Here is a 9,359-nt window from a genome sequence, read left to right as displayed (position 1 = left end):
AAGTGTACTTTTATAAAATATAACAGTTGTTGTTTTGAATTTGCTGCAAAAGAAAATTAGATTTTTTTATTTCAGTCAAAATGAGAAGACAGGTATAGCAAGGCTGCGGTTTATTTTCATTCTGAAACTAAGCTAAAAAAGAGATTTTATTCCGGTAATTTCAAAGCAGTACTCAAGATGAGTTCGATTAGTAAAATAGAAGAAAAAATCGTCAATAGTAGTGCTTTGACGAAAGGGAGGTGTATCGAGAATAAGTTTTTAAACCAAAAACAATTGTTTTTGATACAAAATTCATGACAGAATTGCACGTATACTGACGCGTTTGGGATTAATCGAAGCTCAGGTTGCTAATTATACCAACTATTATTTCTCAGATTGTGAAACCAAAAATGGAGCATAAGTTTTATAAATATTCAGTTAAAATATGAAATATATATACCCAATGCTAGTAATAGCACTCATATGGTCGTCTTGCCAAAAACAACAACCCAAACAGCGTAATATCGAAGATTTTAATCAAGGTTGGAAATTTCATTTAGGAGATATTCCGTCGGCACAAACAATAGTATACAAAGATACTAATTGGAGAACGATACACCTGCCCCATGACTGGAGTATCGAAGAAGGATACCAAAAAGAAGAAAAAACAGCTTCGAGCACAGGATTTGTACCAGGAGGAATAGGATGGTATCGCAAAACATTTGTACTATCAGAAGAAGATCAGGGTAAACAAATCAGTATTCAGTTTGATGGTGTCTATAACAACGCCAGCGTATGGATCAATAATCATTTACTAGGCACGAGACCCAGTGGATATAGCACCTTTCTGTATCCTCTTACAGGTTTCTTAAAATACGACGGTGCGCCCAATGTAATTGCTGTAAAAGTAGACCATACTGCCTATGTAGACTCAAGATGGTATACAGGATCAGGAATTTATCGCAAAGTACAGTTGATCAAAACATCCCCATTACACATAGCACATTGGGGAGTAAAAATAACTACACCAAAAGTCACAAAGGCAGCAGCAGACATTCATATTAGAACGCAAATAGAAGGAATTCAAGCGACAAAAGAAAAAACAGTCTCGATAGCATATACAATTATGGATGAGACAGGAAAAATAGTAGCTACAAAAAATATAGACAATGCAGAAGCGCAGACCTCTGCAAATATCAGTATTCCTGCACCTCGCTTATGGTCAGTGACCACTCCGTCCCTATATACCTTAGAAATCACTATCAAAGAAAATGGGCAGCAGCTCGATAATGTAACAGAAAGATTCGGAATTAGAACCTTTAAATTTGATGCCAATAAAGGATTTTCGCTAAACGGAGAACCTATGAAGATCAAAGGAGTCAATCTACATCACGATGCAGGAGCAGTAGGAGCCGCAGTTCCCAAAGCCATTTGGGAATACCGTATAAAAAAACTAAAATCAGTCGGAGTCAACGCCGTTCGCTTTGCACATAACCCACATGCACAAGAATTACTAGAAGTATGCGATGAATTAGGAGTTATGGTAATGAACGAAGCCTTTGACGAATGGAGCGAACCAAAACTAAAAAGTAAGGTATATATTGGAGACAATGCTGCGCCAAAAGAAGCAGCAAGAGCATATCCGGAACACTTTGATATCTGGGCAGAAAAAGATCTGAAAGACCTTATAAAAAGAGATTTTAATCACCCATCCGTAATACTGTGGAGTATCGGTAATGAGATCGAATGGACGTATCCCCATTACTCAAAAACATTTAATGAAGTAAATCCAGACGCATCAGCATCTGGATATACATATACCCCCATATATGACGCAGAAAAAATAAAAACTGCATTTGAGAAAAATATCGATACGATTGATCCCCTGTCCACAATAGCCAAAAAATTAGTAAAATGGGTAAAACAAGAAGATACTACCAGACCAGTAGTTTGCGGTAGTGTATTACCCTCTATCGGGATGGTGAGTGGTTACGGTACCGCTGTAGATGTATATGGATTTAATTACCGTCAGGCGGATTATGATATAGCTCATAAAACATATCCCGATCTCAAAATTCTGGGCTCAGAAAACTGGGTGGCATACTCAGAATGGAAAAGCTGTATCGATCGCGATTTTGTAGCCGGAGTCTTTTTATGGACAGGATTTGCATACCTTGGCGAAGCAGGTCCCTGGCCACGCAAAGGATTGAATATATCACTCTTTGATTTTGCAGGATTCAAAACACCAAGAGGGCATTTTTTTGAAACCTTATGGAACGATACCCCAAAAGTATATATGGTCACTACACCAGAAAAAGAATCCGAATTTTCATTTTCAGAAAAAAAAGGCTGGCAATTCAATATACAATACACACCACCACCCGTATGGAACAAATTACGACTGTGGGAGTGGTATAAAGTATACCCAAAATGGAATTATAAAGAAGAAGAATCCATTATAGTACAAACCTATACAAATTGCGAAGAAGCAGAATTATTCTTAAACGGAAAATCATTAGGAAAACAGCAACTAACCAGCGTTGTTGAAGATGACCATGTCCTAAAATGGCTTGTACCCTACACAAAAGGAGAGCTAAAAGTAATAGGGTATGATAAAGGAAAGAAAGTAGATGAATATATACTTAGGTCACAAGGAAAATTAACCAAAATCGAAATACAAACAGATAAAACAAATATAAAAGCAGATGGATATGATGTCGCCGTAATTTCTATAAAGTTGTTAGATGAAAACGGAGTACTACTTACAGATGCCGATACCAATATCACCTTTGATATTACAGGAGAAGGAAAAAATATTGGCGTAGACAATGGATGGGAAATGAATACCCAATCTCATAAAACAAATACAGTACAAACCCATCAGGGCAAAGCAGTACTGTTTCTGCAGTCTACGCGAGACAAAGGAACCACTCAGGTAAAAGTAACTGGCAGAGCTGTTACCTCTGATGTACTCACGATCATCTCCAAATAAATCAGGCGGTGTACTATCGTATAGAAGGGCTATAGACATGAATTTTTGACAATAAATAAGATAGTACCGGTGTTCAAAACTAATTTGGTTGCATTTTTTTAAAATGCAAATAAAAAGCAAAAAAGACTACCTAAATAGATAGTCTTTTTGTGCGATATGATTGTTTATGAGTAGGATTTTTAATTTATTTAGAAAATTGTGTGTTGCAATAGATCAACAAAAAAGATACGCTATAAAAAGGTTGAGTTTGTGTAATTCTCTTTTTAGAAATATCAGTTTAATATTCCCTATTTTATAACAACGTTTTGTCGATTAAGCAATAATATCCAGATTGGGGGACTAGATAATAAAGCTTATAATTTTATAAATAATTTACAATCATATCAAAGAATCAATGTTTAGTATTTCTGTTATTCAAATGTACTTCTTATTTGTTATTTCGGATCTTTCAGTTGTTTAAACCGGATGTTTTAATGTACAAAAGGTTATTCTTTTTGTGTAAGGTAAATTATGGAAGCTTTGAGATAAGGGAAATTTCTTTAATTAATAGAATTCCCCGATGCTCTGCATCGGAGGTTTTAGAGGAAAGTTTGAAAACGGATGGTTTTCATTAAATTGTAAAACTTTCTTCCGTTGAATACCCCTATGGCTCTGCCTCGGGGATTCTTTATTTAAAACGAATTGGTTTGCATTTTTTTAAAATTCAAATAAAAAGCAAAAAAGACTACCTGAATAGATAGCCTTTTTGTGCGATATGATTGTTTATGAGTAGGATTTTTAATTTATTTAGAAAATTGTGTGTTACAATAGATCAACAAAAAAGATACGCTATAAAAAGGTTGAGTTTGTGTAATTCTCTTTTTAGAAATATCAGTTTAATATTCCCTATTTTATAACAACGTTTTGTCGATTAAGCAATAATATCCAGATTGGGGGACTAGATAATAAAGCTTATAATTTTATAAATAATTTACAATCATATCAAAGAATCAATGTTTAGTATTTCTGTTATTCAAATGTACTTCTTATTTGTTATTTCGGATCTTTCAGTTGTTTAAACCAGATGATTTAATGTACAAAAGGTTATTTTTTTGTGTAAGCTAAATTATGGAGGCTTTAAAACAAGGGAAATTTATTTAATAAAAACTAATTGTGTATCCATCCTGTTTTATGCCTGATACAATTCTCTGAGGATAGTACTGTCAGCAGAATTGAATTTTTTTGTCCCGGATGAAAAAGAAATAATTTTAGTAGATAATAGCATCAGAGGCAGGTATTATTTGGAAGTTCGTAGATACAAACAATGAAAACCAAGTCTGTAAAGCAAAACAGACTAATGCGTATTATTTTTTAGAAAGAACAATTTTTCTTTTTGAAATGACTGTCTTTTTATATTTTCGTTAGTTAAGATGAAAAAAGAAACGATATTTTATTTAATACTCAATAGTATTATTTTAAGTGGGTATGCACAAAACCTAATTCCATTAGATTGGACATTAGCTGTTGAAAAACCAATTAGTAAAGAAAAAACACTTCCTGTAAATTTACTTCGATCCTGGGTAAAACAAGAAATATCCTCAGAATACTCCGGAGATTTAAGAACAACCTTCTTTGTTCCGGCAATGAAAGAACAAACCGATTTTACATTAGAAGTTACACTACTTGCTGATATAGATAGTATCTATATTAATAATCATTATATAGGAGGAGGTTTTACAGCAAAACCCATTTGGGCTAACTATAATAAGGTGAGATATGAAGCTAAGAAACTGGTAGTTCCTCATTCCTGTTTAAAATTTAATAAAGAAAACCATATTTCGATTCTAAGTTCTAAGTACGCCTATACAGGAGGCAAAAGCCATAATGCAGTCAAGCTCTATGCCAGTACTATGTCCAACTCTTCTATCAAAATTCAATTTCCGTATAAAAATCACCTCTATCACAGATCCGATCAAGTCTCTTCTAATCTGATTATTGAGGCAGATACTACAGGTACTGCTAGCATATCTATCCAGAATGACCTTGACGAACTTGTATTTACAAGACAAATTCAGGTCGACAAAGGAAAAAAAACATATGTAATGAATCTGGCGTCTCAAAAACTAAAACCAGGATTTTATACAGTAATTGCGATATTAAAAGATAAAGGATACACAGGAACCAGAAGTTTCTTTACGGTATCCCCCACTAAAATCAAGCCTTCTTCTACAGAACCAGAAGGTTTTAATGACTATTGGAAAAAAGCACTAGACGAACTCAAATCAGTAAAACCAAAATTTAAAATAAAGAAAGTAGATAGTTTGTGCACAGAAAAAAGAAACGGATACATAGTACACATGCAATCTATAGGAGACAAAACCATATATGGTTACTATTTCAGACCAAAGAAAAAGGGGAAGTTTGCCACCATATTACATGTACCAGGCTATGGATATGGATTTGAATATCTCGATGGTTTTTTAAATTCTAAAGAAGACGTGGTCGAACTTGCATTTTGTGTAAGAGGACATGGATTGAGTAAAAAAGCATTTCATACCGAATTTCCGGTACCAGGTTTTTTTGGACATAAAATTTGTGATCGTGATAGCATAGCATATCGTCAGATTTATATGGATTGTATACGTGCAGTAGATTTTTTAGTCAGTCGTCAGGAAGTAGATTCATCAAGAATAGGCGTAACAGGTAGTAGTCAGGGAGGAGGACTGGCACTTATGACAGCAGGCTTAGCCTCAGAACATATAAGTGCATGCGCATATGGAAATCCATTCCCTGTAGATCTCAAAAATCTTCTTCGGATAATACCCCTCGTTCAAGACGTGCTAAAAGGATTTATTGCCTATTATAACGACGACTGTAATTATGAAGAAGGTTTACAAACATTTGATTTTTTTGACGCCAGACATTTTGCTAAACATATAAAAGGCACAACTTTTTATGTTACTGGACTAGAAGATGATGATTGTCCGCCTAGACTAGGATTCTCTACTTATAATGAGATCAATGCACCTAAACAATTTCTAATTTACCCCAATGATAGTCACGTGGGTGAATCAAACTGGGGAGAAGCAATGATGGACTTCTTTAAAAAAGAATTCAAATTTTAAGCGTACACATAATAGCGCTATATCATCATGCTTTGTTTATCTTTTAATTAGGTGTAATACGATTTATAACTAAAAATTTCGCATATTCATCGTTTCTTTTTCCTTTCTACTTCGTTTAAAAAATAAACCGTAGCTATAGCTATGCTTGATTTTTTTGCCTTGCATAAAGAAAAAATAATTCAATGAATTTATACGAATTTTTTAATCACAAATCGTATAACCCTTAGAATTACCTGTTAAAATCATTTCTTCTGATTTCACATTTCAAAATAAAAAACATGGATAGCACTTCTATCTATGAATCTTTCTTTCCTGTCTGAATTAAAAACAATTTGATTCCGTTTACCGTGATTTCATATAAGAACTTATATCTTTTGTAATGCAGTTTTAGATGTAAATGATGCTGTGATAAGTTGCTATGCTATACCAAATGCATCTAACTATAAATTTAGATTCACCAATAGTAATGGCGTTCAAAAATGGGTTGATAGCAATACACCATCGATCCAATTAATTGGTGATTATTTTAAGGTAGGCGGAATATATGAAGTAGAAGTTAGAGTCGATGATCAAGCCTATGGACAACTTTGTAGAATCACAGTTTTAGGTAATAATCAAGAAATATTGATTGAACAAATTAAATCAAACAACTCCTTGTCAGTATATCCTAATCCGTTTAATACACAAATTAAATTGTTAAATAGCAAACATATTAGAAAAGTAGAGCTATTTGATATTACAGGAAAATTACGTTTTGAAAGTAATCTTCAAGAAAAAAGAGCGGATCTAAATTTAGACTTTCTAAAAAATGGCATATATATCCTAAAGGTATATACAAGCGAGAATCAGGTTAAAAATTATAAGATCATAAAAGAATAATGACCAGAATAAAAACCTTCAATTTTTCTAAGCAATAAACTACCTCGGGACAAGTCAACGAGGCATGTATTAGAAAAAAATAGTTCGATTTCGAGGCTAGCCTCAAAGCATTTAAATCTCGATTATCGAGTAATCAAATAGAAAGCAACCCCATAAAGCTCATAACAGATAGAGAGTATACAGTTCTAAGTCATTTTGAAAAACCAGAGCCCTTAGAATCATCAAAAACGAAAAGAAACGCAGAATATCTGGTTACTAAGAGACGTTGTTAACCATTTGTTGTATATAATTAACATTTTTTTTTGGTTAAGTAAAATAGGATTACTAATATTTGAGATATCAAATCTGGTACCTTATGTTTAAGACATTAAGCTTTTATACAAAGCTATTCATCATTTCCCTTAGTTTAGTATCCTGTCAGGAAAAATCAACGTCAGAAAAGACCGTTACAAAAAAGCCAAATATTATTTATATCATGGCCGATGACCATACCTCTCAGGCATTTGGGATTTATAATAGTCGCCTCGCAGCATTAAACCCAACACCCACACTGGATGCGATCGCAAGAGAAGGGATGATTTTTGATAATTGCTTTGTGAATAATGCCATTTGCGTACCAAGCAGAGCTGCAATCATTACCGGTCAGAGAGCGCAAACCAACGGAGTAATTGATCTAGAAGGGATATTGCCTCCAGAAAAACAATACCTCCCCAAAGAAATGAAAAAACTGGGATATCAGACAGCAATTATCGGGAAATGGCACTTACACGAAGAGCCAGCCGCGTTTGATTACTACAAAGTGTTACCATCACAAGGAAAATATTTTAATCCTGATTTTAGAATACAAGGAGAAAAACCCTGGCCAGAAAATGTAGTGCAAACCACAGGACACTCTTCTGATGTAATAACAAACAGCACATTAGAATGGCTAAAAAATACCAGAGACCCTAATAAACCTTTCTTTTTGATGCATCATTTTAAAGCACCTCATGATGATTTTGAAAATGCTCCGCGATATGAAAAATATCTAAAAGATACATTTATTCCAGAACCCAAAAGTTTATATGATAATAAAAACAATGGATCTGTGGCTACCAGAGGCAAGCATGATTCTTTGACCAGAATTATCGGTTCGTCAGTTTCCAGGAGAAATTTAGTAAGAAATCAAGCTATGAATATTTATCCCGGAACGGATATTTATAAAAACTATGGGACTGCACAGGAAATCCCAAATAGTCAACATCTTGCCTTTAAAAATACGGAGGAAGAAAAGATATATACCAGCAAGGTATATCAGGATTATCTAAAAAAATATTTACGATGCGTAAAAGGAGTTGATGATAATGTAAAACGATTGATGGAGTATCTGGAAACAGAAGAACTGTTAGAAAATACAATCATCGTATACACAGGAGATCAGGGATTTATGTTAGGAGAACATGACTATATTGATAAGCGATGGATGTATGACGAATCCATGCGTATGCCATTTTTTGTGAGGTATCCAAAAGGTGTCAAAGCAGGAAGTCGTACAGATGCAATCATCAACAATACAGATTTTGCACCTACATTAATAGAATTGGCAGGAGGAGAGAAACCAGCATATATGCAAGGAAATAGCTTTAAGCCGATTTTAGAAACCGGACAAGAACCAAAGGGATGGCAACAAGCTACCTACTATCGGTATTGGATGCATATGGCACATCGCCACGCGAATCCAGCACATTTTGGAATCAGAACCAAAGAATATAAGCTGATCTTTTATTATGGGAAGTACTGGGCGGATACCAGTGATCCCGAAGCCGATTGGAATAAAGGGAGTTGGGGAAATGATTTTACACGGGATACCCCCATAGCCTGGGAGTTTTACGACCTTGAAAAAGATCCTGAAGAAATGGATAATGCGTATGATGATCCAGTTTATAAGAACATTATTGCCGATCTCAAAAAACAATTACGCACTATGAGAGAACAGTTAAATGAAACAGATAAAAACTATCCACATATCCAAAAGGTGATTGATGATCATTGGAATGATTGATTTTTTTTTCAGAATCATCTATGTAGTCACCAATTTCTTTTTTGCTCACCATATCGTAAGTTCTATAGCTAATGACTTTTTTCTATACCAAAAGGGGTATATGTTTACTAATTAACAATAAACTTAACTGATTTCCTGGAATTATTGCTCCCTAATTGTGCAAAATAAACTCCCAAACTAGTATAAGACATGTCAAAACTTCATTTTCCTGCACCTTTTTGGCTTTTGTTTTCTCTCTTTTAGTGCTTTGATGGTCACTTCTTTATTTTCAATGAGCACAGTACTATTATATTTATACATCCCTATGATATGGACATTATTGTCCACTGATTTGAGTTGCTTGATCAAACTAAGGGAAGTAAAC

At 34.1% G+C, this 9,359-nt stretch carries 4 protein-coding genes; all 4 read left to right on the top strand.

All coding sequences use genetic code 11. The features are described 5' to 3' along the window. Nucleotides 1-424: 424 nt before the first annotated feature. The 4 genes from F0000_RS25920 (at nucleotide 425) to F0000_RS25905 (ending at nucleotide 8,995) form a co-directional block, all read left to right on the top strand. Nucleotides 425-2,971 (top strand): sugar-binding domain-containing protein, encoded by a 2,547-nt coding sequence (locus F0000_RS25920; protein ID WP_149627614.1) that lies wholly within the window; start codon nucleotides 425-427, stop codon nucleotides 2,969-2,971. Between the two features lie 1,409 nt (nucleotides 2,972-4,380). Next, the gene (locus F0000_RS25915; protein ID WP_149627613.1) at nucleotides 4,381-6,075 is read left to right on the top strand and encodes an acetylxylan esterase; all 1,695 of its coding nucleotides are present in this window, start codon (nucleotides 4,381-4,383) and stop codon (nucleotides 6,073-6,075) included. 405 nt (nucleotides 6,076-6,480) lie between these two features. Then, nucleotides 6,481-6,954: a T9SS type A sorting domain-containing protein gene (locus F0000_RS25910; protein ID WP_188112293.1), complete on the top strand. Its 474-nt coding sequence runs from the start codon at nucleotides 6,481-6,483 to the stop codon at nucleotides 6,952-6,954. 355 nt (nucleotides 6,955-7,309) lie between these two features. Further along, nucleotides 7,310-8,995 (top strand): sulfatase, encoded by a 1,686-nt coding sequence (locus F0000_RS25905; protein WP_149627611.1) that lies wholly within the window; start codon nucleotides 7,310-7,312, stop codon nucleotides 8,993-8,995. The last annotated feature ends 364 nt before the right edge of the window (nucleotides 8,996-9,359 follow it).

Origin of the sequence: Aquimarina sp. RZ0 (genome assembly GCF_008370685.1) — a bacterium.
Classification (GTDB): Bacteria; Bacteroidota; Bacteroidia; order Flavobacteriales; family Flavobacteriaceae; genus Aquimarina.
Note: the sequence above shows the minus strand (reverse complement) of the source record. Positions and strands in the feature narration are given on the sequence as shown.